Source organism: Amycolatopsis taiwanensis DSM 45107, from assembly GCF_000519205.1.
Classification (GTDB): domain Bacteria; phylum Actinomycetota; class Actinomycetes; order Mycobacteriales; family Pseudonocardiaceae; genus Amycolatopsis_E; species Amycolatopsis_E taiwanensis.
In genome coordinates, this window is record NZ_JAFB01000003.1 from 19,905 (window position 1) to 45,142 (window position 25,238).

Here is a 25,238-nt window from a genome sequence, read left to right on the forward strand (position 1 = left end):
CCATGACCCCACCTCTCGACACCGATGACCACACTCCAGCATGGAACGGCAAGATCTTCAGCGGCGGATGGGTCGCGGGCGCAGCCGGCGTCCTTGCGGTGACCGCACCGGGCACGGGGCGGCCCGTCGCGTCGGTCGGGGTGGCTTCCGCCGCCGACGTCGACCGGGCCGTCGGCATCGCCAAGGCGGCGCAGCGTGAGTGGGCAGCCTTGCCCTATGACCAGCGCACCGCCGTCCTGCGCAACGCGGCGGCCCTGCTGACCGCCGACCCCCATCGGTTACGGCGCTGGCTGGCGCCCGAGTCCGGATCCGCACAGGGCAAGGCCCGGCGCGAGACCGGCCTCGTGGTGTCCAAACTCCACGAGTCCGCGACACTGGCCGCGCGACCGTATGGTGAGCTGCTGCGCAGCGCCAAGCGGCGGTTCTCCTTCTCCCGGAGGGTTCCCCTCGGGGTGATCGGTGTGATCTCGCCGTTCAACTTTCCAGCCCTGCTGTCCATGCGCTCGGTCGCTCCCGCGTTGGCCGTGGGTAACGCGGTAATCCTCAAACCCGATCCGCGCACCCCGATCTCCGGCGGGCTCGCATAGGCGGAGTTGCTCGCCGAGGCCGGCCTGCCCGAGGGCCTGCTGCACGTGTTGCCTGGCGGGGCGGACGTAGGAGAGGCGCTGGTGGCCCACCCTGGCGTGCCGTGCATCTCCTTTACCGGGTCGACCGCGGCCGGGCGGGTGATCGGCGCCGCGGCGGCCCCGCTGCTGAAGAAGGTCCACCTGGAGTTGGGTGGCAACAACGCGTTGCTCGTCCTGCCCGATGCCGACCTCGACGACGCCGCCTCGGCTGGTGCCTTCGGTTCGTTCCTCCACCAGGGCCAGATCTGCATGACCACCGGCCGCCATCTTGTGCCTGCCGACAAGGCCGAGGAGTACGTCGCGAAGCTCGCCGAGAAGGCCACCGCGATCAAGGTCGGGGACCCGGAGGACCCCGCTAACGCGCTCGGTCCGGTGATCGACGCACGTCAGCGCGACCGGATCCATGATCTGGTTGTCCGCACCGTCGAGCGGGGCGCCGCCCTGGCGGCGGGCGGTAGTTACGAAGGGCTGTTCTACCGGCCCACCGTGCTCGCCGACGTGCCGAAGGACGCTCCTGCCTTCTGCGAAGAGATCTTCGGTCCGGTCGCGCCGGTGACCACCTACGAGACGGTGGAGGAGGCGATCGAGATCATCAACTCCTCCGAATACGGTCTGTCCGTCGGGATTCTCACCACTGACGCGTTCGGCGCGATCGAACTCGCCGAGCGCATCGAGTCCGGCGCCGTGCACATCAACGACCAGACCGTCGACGACGAGGCGGTGGCGCCTTTCGGCGGGGTGAAGGCGTCGGGCACCGGCGGCCGTTTCGGCGGCAGCGCGAGCCTGGACACCTTCAGCGAGGTGCAGTGGGTGACCGCTCAGACGTCGATCGAGCGCTACCCGTTCTGACCATCCATTGTGGAACAGGACTTCAGCGGCGCCCGTGGGCGCGGTATTCGCGCGGTGTGCGGTGGATGGCGGCGGTGAAGGCCCGGCGGAACGCGGCCTCGCTGCGATAGCCGACCATTTCCGCGATTCTGTCCACTGTGGTATCGGTCGTGCTGATCATTTTCGCCGCTGTCGCCATGCGCCAGCCGGTCAGATAAGAGTGCGGGGCCTCGCCGACCGTTTCGGCGAACCGGGCCGCGAACGCCGAGCGGGAAAGCCCGCAGATCGCGGCCAGCGAGGCGACCGACCAGTGCTGCCCCGGGTCGGCGTGGATCGCCTTGATCGCCGGCGCGATCAGCGGATCGGCGAGGGCCCGCAGACCCGGCTTGCCGGCGCGATCGTTGGCTTGCCGCCGGAGCGCGAGGATCAGCAGCACCTCCGCCAGCCTGCTCATCAGGCGGGTGCTGGCGGGGCCGGGAGACGTGCTCTCCGAGATCATCATTTCCGCGACACGCCAGATCTGTCCGGATGTCCCGGATGCCCGCGTCGAGATATGAGTGACCGCGGGAAGGCTGTCCAGCAAAGGGCCGCGCGGTGCGTCGCCAAGGCGCATCAGGCAGCACACGAACGAGCTGGCCGGGTTGTCCGGAGTCAGCCGCAACGGGGCCGGTGTCGCGGTTCGCCCTGGCTTCGGGGTGAGCATCCACGTGGTGGTGGCCGGGTCGGATCCGTCGTGGATGTACCCGCCTCCGACGCCGCGCAGCTGGATCACCACGTCGCCGGGATTCATGACGACGGGTTCGGCGTCCTCCTTGCGCACCAGGTAGCTCTGTCCGACGGCCTGCACGAGTATCGACACCAGGTCGGTGGGTTCACTGTCGAGCCGCCAGGGTGGCGCGAGGTCGATCCTTCCCGCGACGACGGTCGTGAGCCGGTGGACATCCAGCAGTGACGCCAGCACGTCGACATCCTCTCCCTCGGGGACGGTCTTCTCTCGGTTGACGTGCGTCACCATCGGGATCTCCACTGGACGATTTAGTCGGTTTCAGCGACATAGTGTCATGGACAGTCCTGATTTCCGAGCATTTACTGAAGGCAATCCGGCCTGCTTCCCGAGCACGGAACAAAGGAGACCACGATGTCGGAAGACCTACTCAGCTACGAGCTCGACAACGACATCGCGTTGATCGGCATCAACCGCCCGGAGAAGCGGAATGCCATGCCCGAGGCGATGTTCGCCGACCTGGGCCGGCTGGCGGATAAGGCGGGACAGGAAGCGCGCGCGGCCGTCCTGTTCGGACACGGCCCGCACTTCTCGGCCGGGCTGGACTTGGCCGACCTCGCTCGCCGGCTGAAGGAGAACGGAGGAAAGCGGCCTCCGCACGCGGGGCCGTACATGCCGCACATCGCCTTCGACAAGATCGCGCGTGGTCGCATCCCCTTCGTTGCCGCGCTCTCCGGTGCGGTGATCGGTGCGGGACTGGAGGTCGCGGCCGCGACACACGTGCGGGTCGCCGACGACACAGCGTTCTTCGCGCTCCCCGAGGCCCAGCGCGGGATCTTCGTCGGCGCGGGTGGATCGGTCCGCATCCAGCGGCTGGTGGGCAACGCCCGGATGACGGACATGATGCTGACCGGGCGGGTTCTGGGCGCTGACGAGGCCTACGCCCAGAACCTGGTGCAGTACCGCGTCGACGAGGGCAAGGCGATCGAGAAGGCCAAGGAGCTCGCCACCGTCATCGCGGGCAACCGGGTCGAGACCAACTGGTCGATCACCCAGGGACTCAGCCGGGTCAACGACATGTCCTACGACGACGCCCTGTTCGTGGAGACCCTCATCGGTCGCAACGCCGCTTCCGCCGGAACCGAACGCCTGCTCGACTTCCTGGAGAAGCGAGCCAAGCCCCTCGCCCCTCACCCCGCTCCGCGGAACTGATCCACTTAAGGGAGAAGCCGTCCATGACGACACAGCATTCGGCCGCGCCGCCCCGCACCGCGGTCGCCACCATGCTCGAGCCGCGGTCGATCGCGATCGTCGGCATCTCGGCGAAGCCGGAGGCGTCCAGCCGCAGACTGCTCGATCACCTGTTCCAGGACAACTACGCCGGAGACATTCACCTGGTCGGCCGCTCCGGTGGCGAGATCGTCGGACGCCCGGTACTGGCCGGCGTCGACGAGCTTCCCGATGGCGTCGATCTTGCTCTGCTGATCCTGCCGGCCGGTGCGGTCAAGGATGCGGTGAAGGCGTGCGTGCGCCGGGGCGTGCGCGTCGCGGTGGTCTACGCTGCCGGGTTCGCCGAGCTCGGCGACGCCGGACGAGCAGAGCAGGCCGAGATCGGCAGGCTGGCGCGGGAGGGCGGTCTGGCGCTGGCGGGGCCGAACTGCATCGGCTTCATCAACTACGTCAACCCGCTCAACACCATCTTCATCCCGCAGATCCCGGTGCGAAAACTCGCCGAGGAAACGACGGGTGCGCTCGCCGTACTCGCGCAGAGCGGCGGCCTCATGGCGATGGTGCGCGAGGGTCTGCGTGCTCGTGGGGTCCCCATCTCGTACTGCGTCTCGACAGGCAACGAGGCCGGGCTTACCCTGGCCGACTACCTCGATCACCTTGCCGAAGATCCGGCGACGAGCGGGGTCGTCGTCTACGCCGAGGACATTCGCGACCCACGCGGGCTTCTTGGCGCGGTGCGGAAGATGCGCGCGAACGGCAAAGTGCTGGTGCTCATGCACACCGGTCGCAGCGAACGCGGCAAGGTGGCGGCGGCCTCCCACACAGGGGCCCTCGCCGCCGACTACGGCGTGATGAAGACGTTGCTGACCCATACCGGCGCGTGCGTCGTGGAATCCCTTGAGGAGCTGGTCGACGTCGGGGAGATCCTCGCGCGGTATCCGCGGCCACCCGCGGCCGACACGGCGGTCGTCACCACCTCCGGCGCGTTCTGCTCGATCGCACTGGACGCTCTGGGCGATCTCGGTGCCGACGTGCCGGAGTTATCGCCGCACACCGTGGAGACCCTCACGGCGCGTATGCCGTCCTACATGAAGCCGGGCAATCCACTGGACCTCGGCACGGTCACCGCGACGGACCCGGAGCTGTACCACGACGGTCTCGCCGCGGTGCTGGCCGACGACCGGATCGGTTCGGTCGTCGTCGCCGTCCCCTTCGTCAGCGCGGCCGCCAATCTTCGCATGCTGGAGGAGGTCACCAGGGCTGCTTCGGGCCAGCCCAAGCCCGTCGCGATCGGACTGCTGGGGGACGTGAAGCCACTCGACGAGGACCTCAAGAGCTACGCGAAGGAACACGGGATGGTCGTCTCCGGTTCCCCCGAGCGCATCATCCGCGCGATGGCCGCCGTCACGAGGTATGGACGCACGCTGGCGCGCGCCCGTGGCACCGTCGCGGAGTCCGCGGACGTAGCCGAGCCCAGCGGTCTCGGGCCGGGAGCGCGGCCGGAGTGGGCGGGCAAGAGGTTCGTTGCCGCACAAGGAATTCCCGTTCCGGACGGCGAGCTGGCCACGACCGTGGAGCAGGCAGTGGAGATCGCGGCCAAGGTCGGCTACCCGGTCGCGGCGAAGGCACAGGCGGCCGATCTCCAGCACAAGACCGAGGCAGGCGGTCTGGTGCTCGGCATTCCCGACGAGAGCGCGTTGCGCGCGGCGTGGGACCGGCTGACCGAGCGCGTCGCCGAGGCCGGGGTGCGCTTGTTCGACGGCGTTCTCGTCGAGGCAATGGCACCCAAGGGTGTCGAGCTGATGGTCGGCGCTAAACGCCACCCGGAGTGGGGCCCGGTGGTGATGGTGGGGCTCGGTGGGGTGTGGGTCGAGGCGATCGGCGATGTGCGGTTGATCCCGCCGGATCTGTCCGAGGCCGAGATCGTCGGCGAACTGCGCGCCCTCCGGTCGGCGAAACTCCTCGGGGACTTCCGGGGATCCCGTGCGGTCGATCTGGACGCGGTCGCACGTGTCGTCTCCACGGTCGGACGGCTGATGGTGGCGCACCCCGAGATCGCCGAGCTCGACATCAACCCGTTGCTCGCCCGGCCGGACGGCGCCACGGCGCTGGACGTGCTGATCGCGTGCTCCCCCGAGGACACCCGGAGGTAAGGATGACCCAGCACAAGAAAACGCCGGCGACCCCGGAAGAGGAGGCGGCGGTCGAATACGTGCGGCACACACAGGAGGCGGCCGCCGACATTCCCGGCCTTCCCGAGGTCGATCCCGCCTGGCGACCGGTACGAGCCGCGGTGGTGGGGGCTGGAACGATGGGCGGCGGGATCGCCATGGCGCTGGCGAACGCCGAGGTGCCGGTGACGTTGATCGACCGCGGTGCCGACGACCTGGCGCGGGGGATCGAACGGATCAAGGCGAACTACGCGTCGAGCGTGCGCCGGGGGCGGCTCGAACAGTCCGTGGCGGACCGCCGCATCGGACTGATCACCCCGGTCGCCGACCTGGCCGCGGTTGCCGACGCGGACGTCGTCGTGGAGGCGGTCTTCGAGGAGATGCATGTCAAGCAGGAGGTCTTCCGCGCGCTGGACCGCCATGTGAAGGCTGATGTGCTGCTGGGCACCAACACCTCGGCGCTCGACATCGACGCGATCGCGTCCGCGACGAGCAGGCCCGATCGGGTCGTCGGAACGCACTTTTTCAGCCCGGCCCACGTCATGCGCCTGCTCGAGGTCGTACCCGGCGCGGCGACGGGCCCGGCGACACTGGCCGAGGCGATGGCACTGGGAAGGCTACTGGGCAAGGTGGCGGTGCGGGCGGGCAACTCGCACGGCTTCATCGGCAACGCCATGCTTTTCGACTATCGCAGGGAGGCGTTCTTCGTTGTCGAGGAGGGAGCGTTCCCGAGCGACGTCGATCGTGTGCTGACCGATTTCGGCTTCGCCATGGGCCTTTTCACCATGACCGACATGTCGGGCCTCGATCTGGGCGTGGATTCCAAGCGTAAGGCGATCGCGACCAGGCCGAAGGACCGCCGTTACACGGATCTCGGCTTGCTGCCCGTCGACCTCGGCCGTCTCGGCCAGAAGACCGGTGCGGGCTGGTACCGGTATGAGCCGGGAGACCGGACGGCGCACCGCGACCCCGAGATGGACCGTGAGATCGTCGCGTACTCCGCGCGCATCGGAATCGAGCGCAGGAAGGTCAGCGACGAGGAGATTCTCAAGCGCTGCCTGTACGCGCTGGTCAACAGGGGTGCGTGGTTGGTGGAGCAGGGTGTCGCGGCCAAGCCGGGCGACGTCGACGCCGTCTACACCACGGGTTATGGCTTCCCCAAGACCAAGGGCGGCCCGCTGTATTGGGCCGACTCGATCGGGCTTTCCACGGTACTGGCCGACATCGAGCGGCTGCACGAGGAACACGGCGTGTGGTGGGAACCCGCACCTCTGCTGGTGCGCCTCGCCCGCGACGGTGCGACATTCACCGGTCCAAGTGCCGGCGCGAAGCAGGGAGAGACGGAATGACGACCACCTATCGGCCCGCGATCGACGTCGCGGCGATCACGGCACTGGACATGCACACTCACGTGCACGCCTCGGTGCACGAGACCGAACCGGCGCACAACGAGACACTGGCCGCGATGGCGAAGTACTTCAAGTCGGGTGACACGCCTCCCGCGACTCTTCCGGACCTCGCGGCTTACTATCGTGAACGCGGCATCGCGGCGGTCACCTTCACTGTCGACAAAGGACCGACGAAGCCCGATCCGATCCTGCGCAACGATGAGATAGTCGAACTTGCCGCGCAGCACAGCGACATCGTGATTCCCTTCGCCAGCGTGCATCCCGCCCGTGGCGAGCAGGCGGCACGTGAGGCGGAACGGCTCATCACCGAGGGTGGTGTCCGCGGGTTCAAGTTCCACCCGAACTCGATGGCGTTCTTTCCCAATGACCGCAGCGCCTACGACCTCTACGAGGTGCTCAACGCTCACCGTGTCCCGGCGTTGTTCCACACCGGACAGAGCGGAGCGGGTGCCGGCACCCGGGGCGGCGGAGGGATCAGGCTGAAATATTCTAATCCGCTGCACCTCGACGATGTCGCGACCGACTTCCCCGATATGCCGATCGTACTCGCGCATCCTTCGTTCCCATGGCAGGAAGAAGCGCTCGCGATCGCCGTCCACAAGCCGCAGGTCTACCTCGAACTATCCGGCTGGTCGCCGAAGTACTTTCCACCGATCCTCGTGCAATACGCCAACACCCTGCTGCGCGATCGGGTTCTCTTCGGCAGCGACTTCCCGTTGATCACTCCGGACCGCTGGCTCGCCGACCTGGAGAAGACCGGTATTCGCGACGAGGTCAAATCTGGCCTATTGAAGAACAACGCGGTGCGGTTGCTGGGCCTGTAAGCCGCGCTCCGCTTTGTGAACACAACGTCTGGGAGCCTGTAGTGATCGATTTTTCACTTTCCGACGAAGAAAGGGCCGTGCGCGACACGATCCGGAGTTTCGTCGACCGAGAGCTAAAACCGCTCGAGGAGAGTGTGCTGCGCAACGAGCGGTCGGGGCTCGCGCCGCTCGAGCCCGGAATTCTCCGCGACCTGCAGGAGAAGGCGCGAGCGGCGGGATTCTGGGGAATCACCCTCCCCGAGGAGTATGGCGGCATCGCGCTCGGCGCAGTCATGCACTCCATTGTGGAGATGGAACTCGGGCGCACCTTCGTCCCGTTCCGGTTCGGGGGTGAGGCCGACAACATCTTGTTCGCCTGCACAGGGCAACAGCGCGACTCATACCTGCTGCCGACGATCGCCGGTGAACGCCGGGCGTGTTTTGCCCTCACCGAGCCGGGCGCTGGATCTGACGCCCGCAACATCCGCGCTACCGCCCGGCGCGATGGTGGTGACTGGGTGATCAACGGTGAGAAAACCTTCATCACCGGGGGCTCGGAGGCGGACTTCTGCATTCTGTTCGCCCGGACCGGTGAAGGCATCACCGCGTTCCTCGTGGACAGGGAGATGGGCTGGAAGTCGTCTCCGATCCCGCTCATGGGACAGCGGTTGTGTGCGTCGCTGTCCTTTGAGGACGTTCGCGTGCCTGGGTCGAACGTCCTCGGCGAGGTCGGCGGTGGCCTGGATCTGGCGTTGTCGTGGATCGGCCAGAAGCGCTACGTCATACCGTCTATGGCCATCGGCGCGGCCGAAAGGCTGTTGGGGATGGCAATCGACTATGCGCGTGTCCGTCAGTCGATGGGCCACCCGATCGCCCACTACCAGGCGATCCAGTGGCAGATCGCGGACAGCGAGGTGGAGATAGCATCAGCCAAGTGGCTCACGCTGCACGCCGCCTGGCGGGTCGAGCGGGGCATGGACGCTCGCCACGCCATTTCGATCGCGAAGCTGCACGGTTCGGTGATGGCGAACCAGGTGGTCGATCGGGTGATGCAGATCCACGGTGCGATGGGCTACACGAAGGAACTGCCCGTCGAGCGCTGGTACCGGGACCTGCGCGTCATGCGGATCTACGAAGGCACCGACGAAATCCAGCGCCGCACGATCGCCCGCAATCTGATCAAGGGCCACGCCAAGCTGGGTTCCATAGGGGAATGAGTCCACGTGCGACACCTGGCGTGAAGGCCGGTGGCCGGGAACTCGAGTCGCGGGTTCAAATCCTGTCGTCCCGATGGTCGTGGAAGAGCTTCCTGATTTGAGTATCAGCCCGGGTCAGGAGGCTGATCCACTGCTGTGGCGGTTGGCGACCGGTCAGGGACCGGATGCCCGTGAAGTGCACCAGTCTCCCGAACGTGACCGCGTGCGCTCGTTCATGCCGGCTCGGTTGAACCTCCTCGCGCACGACGTCCGCGTCGTCGAAACCGTGCGGATCGAGGAACTCCCCGCGTGTGGTCGGCCGGGGCGAGGCCGATGATCGGGGCGGACAGCACACCGGCCAGCCCCGCCAGGAACACGCTCATGGCCCACACCCCGACCGAGACGAGCTTCGGGTTGGTGCCGGACAGCGCGGTCATCGCCGGGGAGTCGACCATCGCCCGCACCCGCAGGCCCACGTCGGTGCAGCGCAGGACCAGCGCGCCCACGACCAGGACCACGACGACGCTGACGTACACGATGAGCTGGTCCATCGTCACCGGAACCCCGACGATCCGGAACACCCGCACCGGCTCGGGGGCGAGGCCGGGTGCCTTGACGATCGGGACGTTGCCGAACACGAGCGCGGCGATCGTGGGCAGGCACACCGAAACGCCGAGCGTCACCATCACCTGCACCAGTGGTGCGGCCAGGCGCAGCAACCGGAAGAGCCCGAAGTACAGCACGACGCCGAGCGCAGGACCCGCCAGCACCACCGAAACCAGCGCCGCCGGGGCGATGGCCCAGCCGTGCTGCGTGTGCAGGAAGTAGTAGAACCGCGAGATGAAGTAGGCGAGGGCGCCGAACCCGAAGTTCAGGATGCCAGCCGCGCGGTAGGTGACGACGATGCCCGCCGAGGCGATCGCATAGATACCGCCGAGCACGAGCCCGGCGATCACGTATTGGATCATGTTCTCTCCGCCTGCCTGACACTGGCGTCGTTCGCTGCCTGGCGATCAGCCAGTGTCCTTATTCGGAACGCGTCCTCAGGATCCGTGCGGCCGTGACCGTGCGGCGAGGATGCTCGCCGCGAGGCCTCGGCGGTGGTGGCGAGCCTGGCCGGAGGCTGGTGTGCTCGGTCTGCTGACCGCCGGTTCGATGTGGTCACCGGCGGAGATTAGGGTAATGTTAGGAGCAAATTGACGGGCTGGCAAGTGCCTTGGTTTTCCGCCGCCGGAAGCTCCCGGCGGCGGAGGGGAACCGCTCGACCGAGCACGAACCGGCGAGGGCGGCCCGGCACGCCCCGGGAACTCCGGCTCCCGCCAACCGTGGATTGGTGGAACCACCAGCACGCCCGGAAGCGCGATCACCACGACCGGGTGTTGTGGTCACCTCCGGCGCCGGACCCTGCCACGCCCTCCGCGGCTACCCCGGCTCCTGCGGGGCTTGCCCACGGCCGCAGGGACTCACCGGCCACCCGGCAACAGCCGCCCGCGGCACCCACGACGGACAGCACATACCGGCCACCACGCAGGACGGGACCGCACCTCCACCGGCTCCCACGTCCGGCGGGCGGCGCCGGGATCACGGTGCGATGTCGCGCCACCGCACGGGCCGCTCGTACACGAGCGGGAACTTCTCCTCGACGTACCGGCGGAACTCGCGCATGTGACGGCGCATCGCCCAGCGCGCGCCCTCGGGGTCCTTCGTGCTGATCGCCTCGAACACCGCCTCGTGCGCGCGCAGCACCGCGGCACGACGGGTCTCCGGGTAGCTCACGCCGAGCGGCATACCGTCGGTGATCAGGTGCAGCGACGAGATCAGCAGACCGAACAGCTCGTTGCCCGCGGCAGCGGCCACCGCAGCGTGGAAACGGTCGTTCTCGGCGAGGAAGTTCTGCTCGTCGCTCAGGAACTCGCGCATCCCGGCGATCGAGTCCTCGATCTCGGCGATGTCCTCATCGGCCGCCGACTCCGCGGCCAGTGCCGCGAGCTCCGGCTCCAGGATCTCCCGCGCGGAGACGAGCGCCTTGAACGGCAGCCCGCGCAGCTGGGAGAACAGCCCGAGCGTGCCGGCGAGGTCGTGAGCGTCCGGCTCGGAGACGAACGGCCCGCCCTGCGGCCCGGCCTTGACGTTGATGACCCCGCTCATCTCCAGGAAACGCAGCGATTCCCGCAGGGTGCCGCGGCCGGTAGCGAAGCGCGCCATCATCTCGCGCTCGGTCGCCAGCTTGGTGCCGGGCTCGAGCTTATCCTCGGTGATGTCGTCCACGATGCGCTGGGCGATCGCCAGCGAGACCTTCCGCGCGCGGCGCCCTTCCGGACGACGTCGAGGCGTCCTCGCGCGGTCCGCCCCCTCGGCTTCGCGCGGCCCGCCCCCCACCATGGCCCACCCCTCTCGCTACCGGTCCGAACATGCGGATGTTAGTAGCCTACCGTGCGCATCAGACCGGCCGTTCAGCGCAACATGCCCACGATATCGCTGGTCCGGCGCGATTTTTTGTCTACGAGTGTGTACTTGTTCGACAGCTTCGAGCCAGCTATGGGATAATAGTAGGAGCAACTACGAGGTCTGGAGCGACGATGCTCGATGTGGAACGCGCCGAGTTCCGCCGACGCCTGGACGGCGACGAGCCACTGTTCGTGCAATGGTGCCCCCGGCGCACTGACGGCCCGGCTGTGCGAACAGCTGGGATATGACGGGGGCTACCTCGGCGGTGGCGGTCTGGGCTACTCGATGGCGGTTTCGGAAGCCCTGCTGACGCTGACGGAGCTGGCCACCACGGCCTGGCAGATCCGCCGCCGCTCGCGGCTGCCGCTGATCGCCGACGGGAACGTCGGGTTCGGCGATGCCATCCACGTCGCGGGCATGGTGCGCGAGCTGGAGCACGCGGGCGTCCACGCGATCGAGCTCGAGGACAGGTCGCCCCGAAACGGGCGAGCCACCACCGCCACATCGAGCACCTGATCACGCAGCAGGAGATGGTTGCCAAGATCGCTTGCGTGGTCGAGGCGCGCCGCGATCCGGACCTGCTCGTCATCGCACGCACCGGCGCCGTGCAGAACGAGAGCTTCGACGCCGCCATCGAGCGGCTAGAGGCCTACTTCGAGGCCGGCGCGGACATCGCGATGCTCCTCGCCGCCGACGACGAGCAGCTGGCGGCCGCTGGCGCCGGCCGCCGCCAGCGCGAGCGCTTCGCCGCGGCCGATCTCCCGGCCGGCGCCGGTGACGATCGCCACCCGGCCTTCGAGCGGCCCCTGACCAGTCATCATTCCTCCTAGAACGTGACCGCACGGTTAATACGTTAATAGTAGGAGCAAGCACGTCAAGCTGTGCCCGCTCGCCGGTCTACACTCGTAGAATGAGCGACGAAGGGACAGTGACCGAGCCCGCACCCCGGCGCCGCAACGCCGCGGAGACCCGGGTCGCGATCCTGCAGTCGGCGATCACCGCCTTCACCCAGCACGGGTACGACGGTGTCGGCGTGCGGGAGATCGCGAAGGCGGCCGGGGTCACCGCGATGCTCGTCAACCGCTACTTCGGGTCCAAGGAGCAGCTGTTCGTCGAGGCGGTGGACACCTCGTTCGCCCCGCGCACGGTAGTCAGCGGCGACGCCGCGACGCTGGCGCACGAGGCCGCCGTCCGGCTGGTGTCCCGCACCGCCCCCGACGCCGACGACCTCGACCCGTTCCTGCTGATGCTGCGTTCGGTGGGCAACCCGCGCACCACCGAGATCATCCGGGACAGCATCGAGAAGCACGTCGGCGCCGACCTGCTGGCCCGGCTCTCCGGCGGCGCCGCGCCGGAACGGTCGGAACTTCTGCTGGCGCTCATCGCCGGGATCTGGCTGATGCGCAAGGTCATCGGTACTCCCGCTCTCCAGGATGCCGATCCGGACAAGCTGACCCCCTTGGTGGAACAGCTCTTCGGGCAACTGACCGGCACCGGCACCTGATCGGGTGGAGGGCTGATCACCCCGCCCTCCACATTGGACTTCTACAGGGTCCGGATGGTGCCGCCGTCGACGCGCAGGATCGCTCCGCTGACGTAGCCGGCGAGCGGGCTGGCCAGGAACGCGACCGCCGCGGCGATCTCCTCCGGCCGGCCGAACCGACCGGTGTCGTTGGGCACGAAGTCCCGCGCGGCAGCCGCCTCGATCTCCTCCCACGTCTCGCCCCAGCCGTGGCTCGGCGCGAGGTTGGTGAGCAGCTTGCGGACCGAGTCGACCAGGGTCGCCCCCGGCGCCACAACGTTGGAGGTCACCCCCGTGCCACTGAGTTCACGGGCGAGCGAGACCGCGAGGTTGTGCCGCGCGGCCAGCGTCGCGTTGTAGTGCGGCTCCATCGGGATCGGCTGGATCGCCAGGCCACCGCCGATCTGGATGATGCGGCCCCAGCCGCGCTCCCGCATCCCGGGCACGATCCGCTGGATCATCCGCACGCCGGAGATCACGTTCGTCTCGTAGGTCCGGGACCAGGTTTCCGGGGTCGCCTGCGTCCAGGACAGCTCGTCGTAGGCTCCGGCGTTGTTGACCAGGATGTCCACCGGGCCACCGGCCAGTGCGGTCTCGGCGACCGCGTACGCACCGGCGTCGGTGGCCAGATCACCCACGGCGACGTCGGCGCGCCCGCCGGCCGCCCGGATGGCGTCGGCCACCTTCGCGGCGCGGGCCTCGTCACGGCCGTGCACCACCACGGCGGCCCCCTCCGCGGCGAGCAGCGCCGCCGTGGCCTCGCCTAGGCCTGCGCTCGACCCGGTGACGAGGGCGCGCTTGCCGTTGAGCTGCAAATCCATGGAAATCCCCTTCCCGCGCGTCAGTTGACCTTGCGGATGAAGCCACCGTCGACGCGCAGGGTGGCGCCGCTGATGTAGCCGGACAGCGGGCTGGCGAGGTAGGCCACCGCGGTCGCGATCTCGTCGGGCCGGCCCATCCGCCCGGTGTCGTTCGGGACGAGCTCCTTGGCCGCCGCCTCCTCGATCTCGGACCACTCGGTGCCCCAGCCCCGGTCCGGGCCGATGTGCATCAGGAGGTCCTTGACCGCGTCGACCACGATCGCGCCGGGCGAGACCACGTTGGAGGTCACGCCGGTGCCGCTTAGCTCGCGGGCCAGGGACACCGCGAGGTTGTGCCGGGCGGCCAGGGTGGCGTTGTACTGCGGGTGGGTGTTCATCGGCTGGATCGCCAGGCCCCCACCGATGGTGATCACGCGGCCCCAGCCCCGCCCCCGCATCTGCGGGACGAGGCGCTGGATCATCCGGACACCCGAGATGACGTTGCCCTCGTAGGTCTCCCGCCAGTCCTGCGGGGTGGAGGCCATCCAGGACACGTGCTCGTAGGCGCCGGCGTTGTTGACCAGGACGTCCACGGGTCCACCCGCGAGCGCGGCTTCGGCCACGGCGTCCGCACCCGCGTCCGTCGTCAGGTCACCGAGGACGACCTCGGCCTTGCCGCCGGCGGTGGTGATCGCGTCCGCGACCGCCTTGGCACGGGCTTCGTCGCGCCCGTGCACGATCACGGCCGCCCCTTCGGCAGCCAGGAGGTTGACCATGGCTTCGCCGAGTCCCGAGTTGGATCCGGTCACCAGGATCCGCTTGCCGGTCAGTTGCAGGTCCATCGTTGCGTTTCTTTCTTCCGAGCTGAATGACGTTCCGGAAGAAAAGTCTACAGATGTAGACTTTGCCACCGACATTGAGTCTACGCCCGTATACTTCGACACGTCACTCGCGGTCACGCTCGGGTGAAAGTGACACTTGACTCACGCGCTATCCAGGCTAATAGTAGGAGCAAAAGGTCGCTTGGCGGGCGGCTCCGCGCCGAGGGCCTGCGCACCCCGATGCCGTGGAGCAGGAGCCAGCTGGTGGCACTCGACCGCATCGTCGGAGGCACCGCGGTCTCGACGAGTGACCTCGCGGCGGCCGAGCACATGCGCCCCCAGCCGATGGCCCAGATCGTGTCCGCGCTGGAACGGGACGGCCTGATCGAGCGCCGTCCCGACCCGGCGGACGGGCGCCGCAGCCTCATCGAGGCGACGGCGAAGGGCCGGGAAGCCGTCGAGACCGCGTCGACGCTCCGGGACACCTGGCTGGCGCAGGCACTCGACCAGGCGCTGGACGCCCGGCAGCGGAACCTGGTGCCGGAGCTGATCGAGCTGCTCAACCTGCTCGCCGACGCGGACACCGTGCCGCCAGGGCGTCCCCCACTGCGTGACGTACGGCGGTGACGTCGTCCGACGGGCGCCGGGCCCATGACGGGGCACTTACGTTCGGTGCATGATCCGCGCAGTCGTCGTCACCACCATCGCCGCCACCGCCGCTCTCGTGAGCGCGTGTTCGGCGAGCACCCCGCCTCCCGTCGCGCCGCCGCCGGTGCTCGTGGTGGACCAGCCGCTGCCGGAGCAGCTCGCGACGGGGCTGGTCGGATCCGCTACCGCGCGGAGAACCTGCGGATCGTGTCGGTCTACGGGCCGAACGCGCTCGACGTGTCACCGCGGATCGGGCACATCCACGTCACGGTCGACGACGCGCCGTGGCACTGGGCCGACGGCAGCGGCGAACCGCTGATCATCCAAGGGCTTCCGGCCGGCCCGCACCGCGTGTGGATCGGCCTGGCCGATCCGACGCACAAGATCCTGGACAGCAAGACCGTGGACTTCGTCGTCCCCACACGCTGAGAGGGCACGGCCGGCGGCGGACCGCAGCGGCGTGGAAACGACCTAGGCTGCGCCGAAGCCACGCAGGAACGTGTCCACGATGACGTCCGCGGCCTGCGCGTCGCTCAGGTCGCGCAGTTCCCGTGACGCGAGGTGCAGCAGTTGCCCGAGCACGTGGCCCGGCCAGCCGACGGGTAGGCCGGGGCGCAGCAGGCCGTCCTCGGTGGCCCGCCGCAGGAACAGCTCGACCTCCTCGACCGCGCGCATCCGCCGCGCCCAGATCTGCGGCTCCAACCGCATCTTGCTCAGCTCGACCGGCCACTTGCGGTTGACGCCGACGATGCCTTCGACGTATCGGTGCAGCGCCACCGGGACGGGCGCTTCGCGCAGCCGCGCGGCTTCGACGGCCGCCTCGATCGCGTCCAGCCGGGCCTCGTACACCGCGGTCAGCAGTTCGTCGCGGCTGGCGAAGCGACGGTAGACGGTGCGGCGGTCCACCCCCGCCTCGGCGGCGATCGCGGCGATGCTGGTCGCGGGGTCGTCGGCGAGCATGCGAGCGCCCGTGGTCAGCACGAGCTCGAGGTTGCGCACGGCGTCGGCTCTCACCTGCTCAACATACCCTTCGCTGTCGCGTTCCCGGCGCCTTTCCGCTACAGCGTCGAGGCATTCCCCGGGGCACGCCCGGCACCGGACGGGAACGTGGCGACCACGAGGTCGGCCGCTCGCCCGGCACTCAGCTCCAGCATCTCCCGCGACCCGAGGTGGACGAGCCGCCCGAGGACGTGGCCGGTGGTGACCGCCTGCGTGTTCGCCGACGACCTGCTGGACGGCGAGTCGATCCTGATGCCGCTCAACGCCTCGCCGGTCGTGCAGGTGCTGCCCGCGGGCAGGCACGCGGAGGCCGACGTCGTGGTGGTGGTCGCGGCGGCCGTCACCGGCACGCTGCTCGAATCGCTGGAGGAGATGTCCGCGCGGGCGGAGAACCCGCGCCAGCGGATGATGCTGGTCTCCGGCCCGCTGCGCGGCCCGCAGCTCGCGCGCGCCGTCGGGTGCGGCGTGGTCAGCATCCTGCCCCGGGCCGGCATCACGCCGCGGGTGGTGCTGCGCGCGGTGATCGCGAGCGGCACCGGCGGGGCGGTCGTGCCCGAGGCCGTGACGCGCTGGCTGCTCGACGAAGCGCGCACCTTCCAGCAGACGATCCTCGCCGGGCAGGGGCCTCACCACCGGCGGCCTGACCGACCGGGAGGTGGACGTGCTCCGGCTGCTCGCCGAGGGCCGCGACACCGGTTCCGTGGCCGCCGAACTGAACTTCTCGGAGCGCACGATCAAGAAGATCATCCAGAACCTGACCGGACGGTTCGGACTGTCGACGCCGGCCTGGAAGTAGTCGGCGTGCACACCCCGGAGTTCGAGCACGACCCGGGCAACGTGGCCGACCAGGCGGCGAAGCTCGGCGTGCACTACCCGGTCGCGATCGACGACGACTACCGGACCTGGAGCGCCTACGGCAACCACTACTGGCCCGCCGCCTACCTGGTCGACGCGACCGGCCAGGTGCGGTCGGCCAGCTTCGGCGAGGGCGGGTACACCGGCTTCGAACAGCAGATCCGCGCCGCGCTCACCGACAGCGGCGCCCGGTCGCTCCCCCCGGCCACCGACGTCCCCGACACCACCCCGGGCGCCTCGCTGACCCCTGAGATTTACCTCGGCGCCGAGCACACGCCGCTGGCCACGAGCGGCGCGCGGGTCGCCGTCGGTCAGACCCGCGCCTACACCTTCCCCGCCGGGCTGGATCCGGACACGTTCGCCCTCGACGGCACGTGGACGTCGGACAACGAGTACCTCACCGCGGGCCCGGACGCCCGGCTGCGCCTGGACTTCCACGCCTCCTCGGTCCACCTGGTTCTCGGCGGCACCGGAACCGTGACGGTGGACGGCACGAGAACCATCACGGTGACCGGCCCGCCGACGCCCTACACCCTGCTCGACGGCCACTCCGGGCACGGCCGGCTGACGATCTCGGCCACCCCTGGCGTGCAGGCCTACGACTTCACGTTCGGCTAGGCCCAGGGGCGCAGCTTCTCCGGGTTGCGCACGGCCCAGATGTGCCGGACCTTCTCGCCCGCGACGTCGAAGGCCAGGACCGCCCCGGTGGTGCCCTCGTGCTGCACCACCAGGCCGGGCTGGCCGTTGACGGTGCGTTCGACCACCACGAGGCCGGGCGCCCGCTCGGCCAGGTCGACGAGGTAGCGCGCGACCGCCTCGCCGCCTTCGATCGGGTGCGGCATGGCCGCGACGATCCCGCCGCCGTCGCCGACCGCGCGGACCCGCGGGTCGAGCAGGCCGACGAGCGCGGCGATGTCCTTGGCCTGCCACGCTTCCTTCACCCCCCCGCACGACCTCCGCGCTGCGCGCCGCGGGCGCCGACGGCGTCCGGGCCTCCCGCAGCCGGCGCCAGGCGGAGGTGGCGAGCTGGCGGCACGCGGCGGGACTGCGGCCGACGATCTCCGCCACCTCGGGGAACGGGTAACGGAAGACGTCGTGCAGCACGAACGCGACCCGTTCGGCCGGGGTCATCGACTCGAGCACCACGAGGAACGCCATGCTGACCGACTCGTCGAGCGTGACGCGGTCGGCCGGATCACCCGGCCCCGCCCACTCCGACGGTTCGGGCACGGTTCCGGGATCCACTCGCCGACGTACCGTTCCCGCCGGGTCCACGCCGAGCCGAGCAGGTCCAGGCAGATCCGCCCGGCGACCGTGGTCAGCCACGCGCCGGGCGAGGCGATCTCGTCCCGCTGCCGCGGGGTCAGCGCGTACCAGCGCGCGTAGGTCTCCTGCACCGCATCCTCGGCGCCGGCCAGGAGCCGAGCAGCCGGTAGGCGAGGTTGATCAGCTGCCGCCGCTCGGTCATCACGGCGCTCAGGCCGGAGTCGTCCGCGTTCATACCACCTCCTGTGTCCCCACCCCGACGAAACAGCCCGGCGAACTGTGAGCCTCACACTAGGCGCGGCCGCGTCGTCGGACGGGCATGAACATCGCACTGTGGATCATCGCGGGCCTGCTGGCCGCGCTCTTCCTGGCCAGTGGAGCCCAGAAACTGGCCCAGCCGCCGCCGAAACCGGCTCCGGCGCTCGCCGGGTTCGGCGGCGGCGTGGTCACCACGATCGGGGCGCTGGAGGTCCTGGCGGCGGCCGGGCTGATCCTGCCCGCGGCACTCTGGATCGCCGAGGTGCTGGTGCCGCTCGCGGCCGTCGGCGTGGGACTGCTGATGGCCAGCGCGGCCGTCGTCCACGTCCGGCGGCGCGAACCGCAGGGGGGTCGCCGTGACGCTCGTGCTGCTGGCGCTGGCCGTTCTCATCGCGTGGGGCCGCTTCGGTCCCCAGGCGTTCTGACCGGGAGGACACCGTGGAGCTGACGGCACTCACCGATCGCCGCGGTGACGAGCTCCACTACGCCGGCACGACACCCCTGCCGGATTCGGTTCCCTGAGCGGTGATCGCGCGGGCTGGTATGGTCGAGGCGCAAGGGAACCGTTCTGAGGAGACCCGACGTGGCAGGTGAAGACGACATCTCCGGGTGATCCCCCGGAGTGAGCAAGGCCCCCGGCGGTGCCGAGGTGGCCATTTCGTCGTCTACCCGTATCCGCGGGCCAGTGCCCGCGCCACCCTGTTTCGAGGTCTCGTTCCCATGTCCGAATCCCGCATCGTGGTGTCCGGTTTGTCCTTCTCCTGGCCGGACGACACCCCCGTCTTCGACCAGCTGTCCTTCACCGTCCCCGACGGCAGCACCGGTCTGGTCGCGCCGAACGGGGCAGGCAAGTCGACCCTGCTCAAGTTGATCGCGGGCGAGCTGACGCCCGCCGACGGTGGCGTGTCCGTCGACGGCCTGCTCGGTTACCTGCCCCAGGACCTGCCGCTGACGGGTGAACCGTCCGTCGCGGAGGTCCTGGGCATCGAGCCGGTGCTGCGCGCGCTGGCGGCCGTCGAGTCCGGCGACGTTGCCGAGGAGCACTTCGCCACCATCGGCGAGGACTGGGACATCGAGGAACGCACCCGCGCCCAGCTGGACCGGCTCGGCCTGGGCGAGGTCACCCTGGACCGCACCCTGAGCACCCTGTCCGGCGGTCAGATCGTGTCGCTCGGCCTGGCCGCGCAGCTGCTCAAGCGGCCGGACGTGCTGCTGCTCGACGAACCCACCAACAACCTCGACCTCGACGCCCGCCACAAGCTCCACACCGTGCTCGACGACTGGTCCGGCTGCCTCCTGGTGGTCAGCCACGACCGAGCCCTGCTCGACCGGATGGACCGCATCGCCGAGCTCGACGGCGGCGAGATCCGCTACTACGGCGGCAACTTCACCGAGTACGAGCAGGCTGTCCAGGCCGAGCGGGAGGTCGCCGAGAAGAACATCCGCAACGCCGAGCAGGAGGTCAAGCGCGAGAAGCGCGAGATGCAGCAGGCGCGGGAACGCGCCGCGAAGCGGGCGAGCACCGCGCAGCGCAACCTCTCCAGCGCGGGCCTGCCGAAGATCCTCGCGGGAGCCCGCAAGCGCAACGCGCAGGAGTCCGCGGGCAAGGCCGACGGCGCGCACGCCGCCCGGGTCAGCGCGGCGAAGGCGAAGCTCGACGAGGCCGAGCGGTCGCTGCGGGAGGACCAGAAGATCACCCTGGCGCTCCCGCAGACGGCGGTGCCCGCGGGCCGGACGCTGTTCCTCGGCGAGGACCTGCGCAAGCGGGACCTCTTCGGCGACGGCGTCGACCTGGCGATCCGCGGCCCGGAACGCATCGCGCTGAGCGGCGCCAACGGGTCCGGGAAGTCGACGCTGCTGCGGCTGATCACCGGTGATCTGGAGCCCGACGGCGGCGCGGTCAAGCGTGCCGACGGCCGGATCGCCTACCTGTCCCAGCGGCTGGACCTGCTCGACGACGCGCGCACGGTCGCGGAGAACCTCGCGGCGTTCGCCCCCGCGATGCCGCCTGCCGACCGGATGAACCTGCTGGCCCGCTTCCTGTTCCGCGGTGACCGGGCGCACCTGCCCGTCGCCGTGCTGTCCGGCGGGGAACGGCTGCGCGCGACCCTGGCGTGCATCCTGTTCGCCGAGCCCGCGCCGCAGCTGCTGTTGCTGGACGAGCCGACGAACAACCTGGACCTGATCAGCGCCGGACAGCTGGAGAGCGCGCTCAACGCCTACCAGGGCGCGTTCGTGGTGGTCAGCCACGACGAGCGGTTCCTCGGCGAGATCCGGGTCGACCGCTGGTTGCGGCTCGACGGCGGCAAGCTGGCCGAGACCCGCTGATGGAGGCGGCTCTCGTCGCGCACGACCTCGTGCGCGTCCTGGGTGACCGCCGGGTGCTGGACGGGGTGTCGCTGACCGCGGCGCCGGGTCACCGGATCGGGTTGATCGGCGAGAACGGCGCGGGGAAGTCGACGCTGCTGCGGGTGCTGGCCGGAGTGGACCGGCCGGACCGCGGCAGCGTCGAACGCCCGGCCGACCTCGGCTACCTGCACCAGGAAATGCCGTTCGACCCGGCGGCGACGGTCGCCGAGGTGGTCGACGACGGGCTCGCGGGCGCGCGCGAGGACCTGGCGGAACTGGACCGGCTCGGGGCGCTGCTGGCCGAGGACGAGGGGCTGTTCGACGCGTACTCGGCGCGGCTGGAACTGGCCGAGCTGCACGACGCGTGGGACGCCGACCGGCGCGCGAAGATCGTCCTCGACGGGCTGGGACTGGCCGGTGTGGAGCACTCGCGCCGCCTCGGTGAGCTGTCCGGCGGACAGCGCGGGCGGCTCGCGCTGGCCGCGCTGCTGGTGCGGCGGCCGTCCGCGGTCCTGCTGGACGAGCCGACCAACCACCTCGACGACGACGCGGCGGGGTTCCTCGAGGAGCAGGTGCGCGGTCTGCCCGGCGCGGTCGTGGTGGCCAGCCACGACCGCGCGTTTCTGGACGCGGTCTGCACCGACATCGTCGACCTCGACCCCGCGGTCGACGGGCCCGTGCGGTTCGGCGGGAACTACACCGGTTACCTCGCGCAGAAGCGCGCGGACCGGGCGCGCTGGGAACGGCGCCACGCCGAGGAGCAGGAGGAGATCGCGGCCCTGCGGGACTCGCTCGGCGTCACCACGCACCGGGTCGCGCCGGACCGGGGGCCGCGCGACCACGAGAAGATGGGCTACGGGCACCGGGCCGGGCGGGTGCAGAACTCGATCTCCCGCCGGGTCCGCAACGCCGCGCGGCGGCTGGCCGAGCTGGAACACGCGCAGGTGCCCGCGCCACCGCCACCGCTACGGTTCCGCCCGGACGCACTCGCCGGCCCGGCGCCGGACGAGGTCCTGGTGTCGCTGCGGGACGTGCGGGTGCCCGGGCGGCTCACCGTCGAGCGCCTCGACGTCCCGGACACCGCCCGGCTGCTGGTCACCGGAGAAAACGGGGCGGGCAAGTCGACGCTGCTGCACGTGCTGGCCGGCCGGATCGAGGTGCCCGGCGTGCGGCGGTTGCCGGACCTGCGGGTCGGATTGCTGATCCAGGACACCGAGTTCGACTCACCGGACCGGACCGCGCGCCGGACCTACGCGGCGGCCGGTGCCGGTGCCGTGCCGCTGGAGTCGCTGGGGCTGCTGGGAAAGCGGGACGTCGACAAGCCGGTCGGCGAGCTGTCGGCGGGCCAGCGACGCCGGCTGGCGCTGGCGATCCTCGTCGCGAACCCACCCCAGCTGCTGCTGCTGGACGAGCCGACCAACCACCTGTCCCCCACCCTGTGCGACGAACTGGAGGACGCACTGGGCCCCGGCCCGGGCGCGATCGTGGTGGCCGCCCACGACCGGCGGCTGCGAGCCCGCTGGCGGGGCGGCGAACTGCGGGTCCACAACGGACGGGCGGAGCCGGTGTAGGCGTGCCGCTGCGCGGCGGCGGTGTTCCGCCATCGGCCGCGGGCGGGGCTCAGGAACCCTCGCGGCGGAACAGGTCCGGCCGCCGCGGCGCCCACAGCTCGTCCTCCAGGTGGCGGTCCTGGCACTGGGACGGCGGGTCGGCGACCCAGTCGTGCCCGAAGATGGCGTACGGGTAGTTCGACCCGGAGCAGTGCAGCTCGTAGTGGTCGAAGTAGTCCATCAGCGGCGCCCACAGCTGCCGGTGCGCGATCACCAGGTAGGAGACCGCCAGTCCGGGCTCGTGCACCCAGCCGCGCATCATCCGCGCCAGGAACACGTCGGTGATGGGGTTCGGCTTGGTCTCGAAGGCGGGGCAGATCAGGTGCCGCGCGACCGCGACGTGCGCGCCGGGCGGCAGGTTCCGCCGTGCGGCGTCGGTCCAGACGTCCGCGATGACCGGGTCGGTGTCCGGCACCTCCGGGCCCGGCTCGCGCACGGTCAGCCAGCTCATGAAGGCGCGCAACCGGTCGCTGTCGGCGCAGCGCAGGACGTAGAAGGCGGACGGCTGGCGGCTCAGCCAGAACCGCACGGACGACGCGGTGAACTCGCCGTAGGTCTCGCGCGCCAGTGCGACGAGCTCGTCGTGGTCGGCCGGGGTGGCGCGGGCGGGCCGCACGTCCGGCTCCCCCGTCGCCGACACGTAGCGGTTCGTCACGCCGCCGCCGCGCCGCAGGTGGCTGATGGTCCGCAGGACCGCCGCGCTCGTCCGCGGGTCGGTGGACTCGCGCAGCAGCGTGTTCATGACGTGACCGCGGATCCGCCGGTGCATCCGCTCGTAGCCGGCCGGGTCCCGCCACCGCAGGTGGGCCTCCAGCGTTTCCCGCAGCACCCCGTTGATGTCCAGGCCGTGCCCGGGCGTCTCGACGTAGGGCTGTCTGCGCAGCCAGTCGAACAGTTCCGCGGCATCGGCGTCCGGCACGGCGACGCGCAGGAGGTCCTCGGTGGTGTACCGGGCGTGCGCACACACGTGCAGGGCCCACCGGTGCTGCGGCGACGGCACCTCGCCGATCAAGTGGTCCAGCACGGTGTCCACGACGAACCGCACGGCCTCCCGCCGGGACGGCTGCCCGGTCGCCGACATGCTCCGGCCGACCTCGGCGGCCAGCGACAGCACGAGCGGGTTGCCCGCGGCGAAGTCCACGATGGACCCGGCGAAGCCGGGATCGACACCCCGGGCCCGGACCAGCGCCGCCGACTCCGCGGGGCTGAGGGCCTCCAGCTGCCGGGCCACGATCGCGCCGGACCACGCCGGGTCGGTGATCCCGCTCCGGCTCGCCAGCACGACGATCGAACCGCCGGGCAGCGTGCGGAGGTAGTCCGCGCGCAGCCACGGCTCGAGTTCACCGTGCCGCTCGAAGGAGTCCACGAGCACGACCGGGCGCGCGGGGGTCCCGGCGATCCCCGCGGCGAGCTGTTCCAGCCGTTCCCGCAGCTCCCCGGTCGTGAGGTCGTGCAGGTGCCACACCGTCCGCCCGGCGGCCGCGGCGTCCTCGGCGTAGCGCCGCAGCAGAGTCGACTTGCCGATGCCCGCGTGGCCGCACAGGAAGAACACCTCGAGGCCGTCGCTCCGCTTGCGTTCGAGGATGGCCGCGAAGGCCGCGCGCTCGGCGTCGCGCCCGACGAACTGGGAACCGACGTTGCGGTCCAGCGCTGCACCGGCCGGCTCACCCGGCGGCTCCTCGGCCACCGGCGCCACCACCCGCGGCCGTGGCGCGGGGACGAACTCGTCCTCGGCGTCGGTGTCGGCCCGCAGTATCTTCTCGTGGATCGCCCGCAGCCGCGGGCCCGGGCTGGCCCCCAGCTCCTTGCCGAGCAGGTCGTAGACCATCCGGTAGACCTCCAGCGCCTCGGCGCGGCGGCCGCTGCGGTAGAGGGCCAGCAGTTGGATCTCGTACAGCGGCTCCTCCAGCCGGTTCAGCTGGATGAGCAGCGGCACCTCGGCCACCACCTCGGCGTGCTCGCCCATCTCCAGGCGCAGCTGCAGCAGCTCCTGGGTGGCGATCAGCTTCAGCCGTTCCAGGCGGGAGCGTTCCCGCTCGGCCGCCTCGCCCGGCACGTCGCCGGCCGCGCGCTCCTGCCGGGCGGTTTCGACCAGCCGTGTGAACTCGTCCGCGTCGAGCGCGAACAACGACGGGTCGAGCATGTAGCCGCCGGACTGCGAGCGGATCGCCGAGCCGAGGCCGTGCTCGGAGAACACGCGGCGGATGCGTGAGATGTAGGTGCGGATGACGGCTTCGCCGGTGGCCGGGGCGCGGTCGCCCCACAGCCCGTCGATCAGCTCGCCGATCCGGACGAAACTGCCGCTGCGGGACAACAGCAGCATGAGGACGGCCTGCTGTTGCGGCGCGCCCAGGTCCAGCTCGGCGTCACCGCAGCGGAGCCCGGGCGGTCCGAGGATGGTGAACCGGCACTGGGTGGAGACCACGTTCTGCTGTCCAATCACGGCTGCCCGGCGGTGCATACCCGGAAGGTAGGTCTGCCGGGACGGCCCTCGCGAGCGTCACGTGACGCTGTGCTTGTACGTCACCCCCGGTCGGCACAACCAGCGGTGTCCCGCGGCCGCGCGCTCGGCGAGGGTGCCGGCCGTTGCCGGCAGTGCGGTCTCCGCGAGCGGGGCGGCCCGCAGACCGTGCGTGCGGGCGGCGGTGTGGCTGGTCTGCGGGCGCGCAGCCGGT

21 protein-coding genes and 2 pseudogenes are annotated in these 25,238 nt (G+C 70.3%); 15 read left to right on the forward strand and 8 right to left on the reverse strand.

The genetic code is table 11. From position 1 onward, the window contains the following. The first annotated feature begins 2 nt into the window (after window positions 1–2). Window positions 3–1,475: pseudogene (locus A3CU_RS42805) on the forward strand (aldehyde dehydrogenase family protein). Between the two features lie 22 nt (window positions 1,476–1,497). Here A3CU_RS42805 and A3CU_RS49550 read toward each other — a convergent pair. Continuing rightward, window positions 1,498–2,469, reverse strand: coding sequence for an AraC family transcriptional regulator (locus tag A3CU_RS49550; RefSeq protein WP_052371330.1), 972 nt, complete (start codon window positions 2,467–2,469; stop codon window positions 1,498–1,500). A 123-nt stretch (window positions 2,470–2,592) separates the two neighbouring features. Here A3CU_RS49550 and A3CU_RS0100110 point away from each other — a divergent pair, with 123 nt between their 5' ends. From A3CU_RS0100110 to A3CU_RS0100130, 5 genes are read left to right on the forward strand one after another with little or no spacing between them, the layout of a single operon-like run. Beyond that, a complete protein-coding gene (locus A3CU_RS0100110; RefSeq protein WP_027940547.1) occupies window positions 2,593–3,390 on the forward strand; it encodes a crotonase/enoyl-CoA hydratase family protein in 798 nt (265 codons plus the stop codon). 23 nt (window positions 3,391–3,413) lie between these two features. Next, window positions 3,414–5,561, forward strand: a complete 2,148-nt coding sequence (locus tag A3CU_RS0100115) for an acetate--CoA ligase family protein (RefSeq protein ID WP_027940548.1) — start codon at window positions 3,414–3,416, stop codon at window positions 5,559–5,561. 2 nt (window positions 5,562–5,563) lie between these two features. Beyond that, entirely contained in the window at window positions 5,564–6,928 is a 1,365-nt protein-coding gene (locus A3CU_RS42815) for a 3-hydroxyacyl-CoA dehydrogenase (protein ID WP_052371331.1), read from the forward strand. Further along, window positions 6,925–7,812: an amidohydrolase family protein gene (locus A3CU_RS0100125; protein WP_043840452.1), complete on the forward strand. Its 888-nt coding sequence runs from the start codon at window positions 6,925–6,927 to the stop codon at window positions 7,810–7,812. The genes A3CU_RS42815 and A3CU_RS0100125 overlap by 4 nt, the downstream gene beginning before the upstream one ends. A 44-nt stretch (window positions 7,813–7,856) precedes the next feature. Beyond that, on the forward strand, window positions 7,857–9,008 hold the full coding sequence (locus A3CU_RS0100130; protein WP_043840488.1) for an acyl-CoA dehydrogenase family protein: 1,152 nt from the start codon (window positions 7,857–7,859) through the stop codon (window positions 9,006–9,008). Between the two features lie 212 nt (window positions 9,009–9,220). Here A3CU_RS0100130 and A3CU_RS0100140 read toward each other — a convergent pair whose 3' ends face one another. Further along, the gene (locus A3CU_RS0100140) at window positions 9,221–9,955 is read right to left on the reverse strand and encodes a branched-chain amino acid ABC transporter permease (protein WP_027940551.1); all 735 of its coding nucleotides are present in this window, start codon (window positions 9,953–9,955) and stop codon (window positions 9,221–9,223) included. 613 nt (window positions 9,956–10,568) lie between these two features. Then, the gene (locus A3CU_RS0100145; protein ID WP_084143008.1) at window positions 10,569–11,369 is read right to left on the reverse strand and encodes a FadR/GntR family transcriptional regulator; all 801 of its coding nucleotides are present in this window, start codon (window positions 11,367–11,369) and stop codon (window positions 10,569–10,571) included. A 204-nt stretch (window positions 11,370–11,573) separates the two neighbouring features. Between A3CU_RS0100145 and A3CU_RS53815 the strand changes: the two genes are divergently transcribed. The 3 genes from A3CU_RS53815 to A3CU_RS0100160 all read left to right on the forward strand — a co-directional run bounded on the left by A3CU_RS53815 (window position 11,574) and on the right by A3CU_RS0100160 (window position 12,939). Continuing rightward, window positions 11,574–11,951 carry an isocitrate lyase/phosphoenolpyruvate mutase family protein gene (locus A3CU_RS53815; protein ID WP_027940553.1) on the forward strand — a complete coding sequence of 126 codons (378 nt, stop codon included), beginning with the start codon at window positions 11,574–11,576 and terminating at the stop codon, window positions 11,949–11,951. Window positions 11,952–11,965: 14 nt separating this feature from the next. Further along, window positions 11,966–12,265, forward strand: coding sequence for an isocitrate lyase/phosphoenolpyruvate mutase family protein (locus A3CU_RS55035; RefSeq protein ID WP_027940554.1), 300 nt, complete (start codon window positions 11,966–11,968; stop codon window positions 12,263–12,265). 80 nt (window positions 12,266–12,345) lie between these two features. Further along, window positions 12,346–12,939: a TetR/AcrR family transcriptional regulator gene (locus A3CU_RS0100160; protein ID WP_245616827.1), complete on the forward strand. Its 594-nt coding sequence runs from the start codon at window positions 12,346–12,348 to the stop codon at window positions 12,937–12,939. 41 nt (window positions 12,940–12,980) lie between these two features. Here A3CU_RS0100160 and A3CU_RS0100165 read toward each other — a convergent pair whose 3' ends face one another. Next, window positions 12,981–13,778 carry an SDR family NAD(P)-dependent oxidoreductase gene (locus tag A3CU_RS0100165; protein ID WP_027940556.1) on the reverse strand — a complete coding sequence of 266 codons (798 nt, stop codon included), beginning with the start codon at window positions 13,776–13,778 and terminating at the stop codon, window positions 12,981–12,983. A 20-nt stretch (window positions 13,779–13,798) separates the two neighbouring features. Continuing rightward, entirely contained in the window at window positions 13,799–14,599 is an 801-nt protein-coding gene (locus tag A3CU_RS0100170; RefSeq protein WP_027940557.1) for an SDR family NAD(P)-dependent oxidoreductase, read from the reverse strand. Window positions 14,600–14,818: 219 nt separating this feature from the next. Between A3CU_RS0100170 and A3CU_RS42825 the strand changes: the two genes are divergently transcribed. Then, on the forward strand, window positions 14,819–15,205 hold the full coding sequence (locus A3CU_RS42825; RefSeq protein WP_084143009.1) for a MarR family winged helix-turn-helix transcriptional regulator: 387 nt from the start codon (window positions 14,819–14,821) through the stop codon (window positions 15,203–15,205). 105 nt (window positions 15,206–15,310) lie between these two features. Then, on the forward strand, window positions 15,311–15,655 hold the full coding sequence (locus tag A3CU_RS42830) for a DUF6130 family protein (protein ID WP_245616828.1): 345 nt from the start codon (window positions 15,311–15,313) through the stop codon (window positions 15,653–15,655). Between the two features lie 42 nt (window positions 15,656–15,697). Here the strand turns inward: A3CU_RS42830 and A3CU_RS0100185 are convergent, their stop codons facing one another. Beyond that, the gene (locus A3CU_RS0100185; RefSeq protein ID WP_027940558.1) at window positions 15,698–16,240 is read right to left on the reverse strand and encodes a TetR/AcrR family transcriptional regulator; all 543 of its coding nucleotides are present in this window, start codon (window positions 16,238–16,240) and stop codon (window positions 15,698–15,700) included. Between the two features lie 93 nt (window positions 16,241–16,333). Between A3CU_RS0100185 and A3CU_RS54230 the strand changes: the two genes are divergently transcribed. Next, a complete protein-coding gene (locus A3CU_RS54230; RefSeq protein ID WP_245616829.1) occupies window positions 16,334–17,698 on the forward strand; it encodes a thioredoxin family protein in 1,365 nt (454 codons plus the stop codon). Here the strand turns inward: A3CU_RS54230 and sigJ are convergent. Continuing rightward, window positions 17,695–18,581 (reverse strand): annotated as a pseudogene (gene sigJ / locus A3CU_RS42840) (RNA polymerase sigma factor SigJ). The gene A3CU_RS54230 and the pseudogene sigJ sit on opposite strands and share 4 nt — an antisense overlap. 84 nt (window positions 18,582–18,665) lie before the next feature. On the opposite strand from sigJ, the gene A3CU_RS42845 reads away from it, so the two are divergent. From A3CU_RS42845 to A3CU_RS0100215, 3 genes are all read left to right on the forward strand, one after another. Then, window positions 18,666–19,052 (forward strand): DoxX family protein, encoded by a 387-nt coding sequence (locus tag A3CU_RS42845; RefSeq protein ID WP_342668872.1) that lies wholly within the window; start codon window positions 18,666–18,668, stop codon window positions 19,050–19,052. Between the two features lie 272 nt (window positions 19,053–19,324). Beyond that, window positions 19,325–20,932, forward strand: coding sequence for an ABC-F family ATP-binding cassette domain-containing protein (locus tag A3CU_RS0100210; protein ID WP_027940559.1), 1,608 nt, complete (start codon window positions 19,325–19,327; stop codon window positions 20,930–20,932). Further along, window positions 20,932–22,524, forward strand: a complete 1,593-nt coding sequence (locus A3CU_RS0100215; protein WP_211246299.1) for an ABC-F family ATP-binding cassette domain-containing protein — start codon at window positions 20,932–20,934, stop codon at window positions 22,522–22,524. Before A3CU_RS0100210 ends, A3CU_RS0100215 begins: the two co-directional genes overlap by 1 nt. A 49-nt stretch (window positions 22,525–22,573) precedes the next feature. Here the strand turns inward: A3CU_RS0100215 and A3CU_RS42850 are convergent, their stop codons facing one another. Continuing rightward, a complete protein-coding gene (locus tag A3CU_RS42850) occupies window positions 22,574–25,024 on the reverse strand; it encodes a BTAD domain-containing putative transcriptional regulator (RefSeq protein ID WP_063628777.1) in 2,451 nt (816 codons plus the stop codon). Window positions 25,025–25,238 lie beyond the last annotated feature (214 nt).

Excerpts from the sequence above, each read along its gene's own strand:
- A3CU_RS49550 (WP_052371330.1), bottom strand. The coding sequence starts at position 2,469 with ATGGTGACGCACGTCAACCGAGAGAAGACCGTCCCCGAGGGAGAGGAT.
- A3CU_RS0100110 (WP_027940547.1), top strand. The coding sequence starts at position 2,593 with ATGTCGGAAGACCTACTCAGCTACGAGCTCGACAACGACATCGCGTTG.
- A3CU_RS0100115 (WP_027940548.1), top strand. The coding sequence starts at position 3,414 with ATGACGACACAGCATTCGGCCGCGCCGCCCCGCACCGCGGTCGCCACC.
- A3CU_RS42815 (WP_052371331.1), top strand. The coding sequence starts at position 5,564 with ATGACCCAGCACAAGAAAACGCCGGCGACCCCGGAAGAGGAGGCGGCG.
- A3CU_RS0100125 (WP_043840452.1), top strand. The coding sequence starts at position 6,925 with ATGACGACCACCTATCGGCCCGCGATCGACGTCGCGGCGATCACGGCA.
- A3CU_RS0100140 (WP_027940551.1), bottom strand. The coding sequence starts at position 9,955 with ATGATCCAATACGTGATCGCCGGGCTCGTGCTCGGCGGTATCTATGCG.
- A3CU_RS0100145 (WP_084143008.1), bottom strand. The coding sequence starts at position 11,369 with ATGGTGGGGGGCGGGCCGCGCGAAGCCGAGGGGGCGGACCGCGCGAGG.
- A3CU_RS53815 (WP_027940553.1), top strand. The coding sequence starts at position 11,574 with ATGTGGAACGCGCCGAGTTCCGCCGACGCCTGGACGGCGACGAGCCAC.
- A3CU_RS55035 (WP_027940554.1), top strand. The coding sequence starts at position 11,966 with ATGGTTGCCAAGATCGCTTGCGTGGTCGAGGCGCGCCGCGATCCGGAC.
- A3CU_RS0100160 (WP_245616827.1), top strand. The coding sequence starts at position 12,346 with ATGAGCGACGAAGGGACAGTGACCGAGCCCGCACCCCGGCGCCGCAAC.
- A3CU_RS0100165 (WP_027940556.1), bottom strand. The coding sequence starts at position 13,778 with ATGGATTTGCAGCTCAACGGCAAGCGCGCCCTCGTCACCGGGTCGAGC.
- A3CU_RS0100170 (WP_027940557.1), bottom strand. The coding sequence starts at position 14,599 with ATGGACCTGCAACTGACCGGCAAGCGGATCCTGGTGACCGGATCCAAC.
- A3CU_RS42825 (WP_084143009.1), top strand. The coding sequence starts at position 14,819 with ATGCCGTGGAGCAGGAGCCAGCTGGTGGCACTCGACCGCATCGTCGGA.
- A3CU_RS42845 (WP_342668872.1), top strand. The coding sequence starts at position 18,666 with ATGAACATCGCACTGTGGATCATCGCGGGCCTGCTGGCCGCGCTCTTC.
- A3CU_RS0100210 (WP_027940559.1), top strand. The coding sequence starts at position 19,325 with ATGTCCGAATCCCGCATCGTGGTGTCCGGTTTGTCCTTCTCCTGGCCG.
- A3CU_RS0100215 (WP_211246299.1), top strand. The coding sequence starts at position 20,932 with ATGGAGGCGGCTCTCGTCGCGCACGACCTCGTGCGCGTCCTGGGTGAC.
- A3CU_RS42850 (WP_063628777.1), bottom strand. The coding sequence starts at position 25,024 with ATGCACCGCCGGGCAGCCGTGATTGGACAGCAGAACGTGGTCTCCACC.